The 3,198-nt window shown below is 52.8% G+C and carries 2 rRNA genes; both read right to left on the bottom strand.

The features are described 5' to 3' along the window. Positions 1–6: 6 nt before the first annotated feature. A 5S ribosomal RNA gene (gene rrf / locus ACSBQS_RS24515) occupies positions 7–122 on the bottom strand. Positions 123–221: 99 nt separating this feature from the next. Continuing rightward, a 23S ribosomal RNA gene (locus ACSBQS_RS24510) occupies positions 222–3,129 on the bottom strand. Positions 3,130–3,198: the final 69 nt, after the last annotated feature.

Raw genomic sequence — 3,198 nt, 5'->3', positions numbered from 1 at the left:
TTTGATGCCTGGCAGTGTCCTACTCTCGCATGGGGAGACCCCACACTACCATCGGCGCTACGGCGTTTCACTTCTGAGTTCGGCATGGGGTCAGGTGGGACCACCGCGCTATTGCCGCCAGGCAAATTCTGTTTCATTCCAACCGCTTCACTTCCGTGAAGCCATCAGAACCAATCTCGGAACGTCGCTGAAAATCTCTCTAAAAACACCTTCGGTGTTGTAAGGTTAAGCCTCACGGATCATTAGTACTGGTTAGCTCAATGCATCGCTGCACTTACACACCCAGCCTATCAACGTCTTAGTCTTAAACGTTCCTTCAGGGGCCTTGAAGGCCCAGGGAAGACTCATCTTGAGGCAAGTTTCGCGCTTAGATGCTTTCAGCGCTTATCTTTTCCGCACTTAGCTACCGGGCAATGCCATTGGCATGACAACCCGAACACCAGTGGTGCGTTCACTCCGGTCCTCTCGTACTAGGAGCAACCCCTCTCAATCTTCCAACGCCCACGGCAGATAGGGACCGAACTGTCTCACGACGTTCTAAACCCAGCTCGCGTACCACTTTAAATGGCGAACAGCCATACCCTTGGGACCTACTTCAGCCCCAGGATGTGATGAGCCGACATCGAGGTGCCAAACACCGCCGTCGATATGAACTCTTGGGCGGTATCAGCCTGTTATCCCCGGAGTACCTTTTATCCGTTGAGCGATGGCCCTTCCATTCAGAACCACCGGATCACTAAGACCTACTTTCGTACCTGCTCGAGCCGTCACTCTCGCAGTCAAGCTAGCTTATGCCTTTGCACTAACCTCACGATGTCCGACCGTGATTAGCTAACCTTCGTGCTCCTCCGTTACTCTTTGGGAGGAGACCGCCCCAGTCAAACTACCCACCAGACACTGTCCTCACCCCAGATTATGGGGCCGAGTTAGAACATCAAACATTAAAGGGTGGTATTTCAAGGATGGCTCCACGCAGACTGGCGTCCACGCTTCAAAGCCTCCCACCTATCCTACACATCAAGGCTCAATGTTCAGTGTCAAGCTATAGTAAAGGTTCACGGGGTCTTTCCGTCTTGCCGCGGGTACACTGCATCTTCACAGCGAGTTCAATTTCACTGAGTCTCGGGTGGAGACAGCCTGGCCATCATTACGCCATTCGTGCAGGTCGGAACTTACCCGACAAGGAATTTCGCTACCTTAGGACCGTTATAGTTACGGCCGCCGTTTACTGGGGCTTCGATCAAGAGCTTCGCCTTGCGGCTGACCCCATCAATTAACCTTCCAGCACCGGGCAGGCGTCACACCGTATACGTCCACTTTCGTGTTTGCACAGTGCTGTGTTTTTATTAAACAGTTGCAGCCAGCTGGTATCTTCGACTGGCTTCAGCTCCATCCGCGAGGGACTTCACCTACATGCCAGCGTGCCTTCTCCCGAAGTTACGGCACCATTTTGCCTAGTTCCTTCACCCGAGTTCTCTCAAGCGCCTTGGTATTCTCTACCTGACCACCTGTGTCGGTTTGGGGTACGATTTAATGTTACCTGGAGCTTAGAGGATTTTCCTGGAAGCAGGGCATCAACTACTTCTGCACCGTAGTGCATCGTCATCACGCCTCAGGGTTGATATGCAACCGGATTTACCAGGTCACACCCCCTACACGCTTAAACCGGGACAACCGTCGCCCGGCCAGCCTAGCCTTCTCCGTCCCCCCTTCGCAGTAACACCAAGTACAGGAATATTAACCTGTTTCCCATCGACTACGCTTTTCAGCCTCGCCTTAGGGGTCGACTCACCCTGCCCCGATTAACGTTGGACAGGAACCCTTGGTCTTCCGGCGAGCGGGCTTTTCACCCGCTTTATCGTTACTTATGTCAGCATTCGCACTTCTGATACCTCCAGCAACCCTCACAGGCCACCTTCAACGGCTTACAGAACGCTCCCCTACCCAACAACGCCTAAGCGTCGCTGCCGCAGCTTCGGTGCATGGTTTAGCCCCGTTACATCTTCCGCGCAGGCCGACTCGACCAGTGAGCTATTACGCTTTCTTTAAATGATGGCTGCTTCTAAGCCAACATCCTGGCTGTCTATGCCTTCCCACATCGTTTCCCACTTAACCATGACTTTGGGACCTTAGCTGGCGGTCTGGGTTGTTTCCCTCTTCACGACGGACGTTAGCACCCGCCGTGTGTCTCCCGTGATAACATTCTTCGGTATTCGGAGTTTGCATCGGTTTGGTAAGCCGGGATGGCCCCCTAGCCGAAACAGTGCTCTACCCCCGAAGATGAGTTCACGAGGCGCTACCTAAATAGCTTTCGGGGAGAACCAGCTATCTCCCGGTTTGATTGGCCTTTCACCCCCAGCCACAAGTCATCCGCTAATTTTTCAACATTAGTCGGTTCGGTCCTCCAGTTAGTGTTACCCAACCTTCAACCTGCCCATGGCTAGATCACCGGGTTTCGGGTCTATACCTTGCAACTATTCGCCCAGTTAAGACTCGGTTTCCCTACGGCTCCCCTATACGGTTAACCTTGCTACAAAATATAAGTCGCTGACCCATTATACAAAAGGTACGCAGTCACACCACGAAGGTGCTCCCACTGCTTGTACGTACACGGTTTCAGGTTCTATTTCACTCCCCTCGCCGGGGTTCTTTTCGCCTTTCCCTCACGGTACTGGTTCACTATCGGTCAGTCAGGAGTATTTAGCCTTGGAGGATGGTCCCCCCATATTCAGACAGGATGTCACGTGTCCCGCCCTACTCATCGAACTCACGACCTGTGCATTTTAGTGTACGGGGCTATCACCCTTTGCTGCGCGACTTTCCAGACGCTTCCACTAACACACAAGCCGATTCAGGTTCTGGGCTCCTCCCCGTTCGCTCGCCGCTACTGGGGGAATCTCGGTTGATTTCTTTTCCTCGGGGTACTTAGATGTTTCAGTTCCCCCGGTTCGCCTCATGCCACTATGTATTCATGACATGATAGTGTGTCGAAACACACTGGGTTTCCCCATTCGGGTATCGCCGGTTATAACGGTTCATATCACCTTACCGACGCTTTTCGCAGATTAGCACGCCCTTCATCGCCTCTGACTGCCTAGGCATCCACCGTGTACGCTTAGTCACTTAACCTCACAACCCGAAGATGTTTCCATCGTTCGCGCTGCAAACATTTGAGAGACTCTATGACAGGTTACTCTT

Source organism: Serratia sp. H402Y (genome assembly GCF_051172415.1).
Lineage (GTDB): Bacteria > Pseudomonadota > Gammaproteobacteria > Enterobacterales > Enterobacteriaceae > Serratia > Serratia ureilytica.
This window is presented reverse-complemented; position numbering and strand designations above follow the sequence as displayed.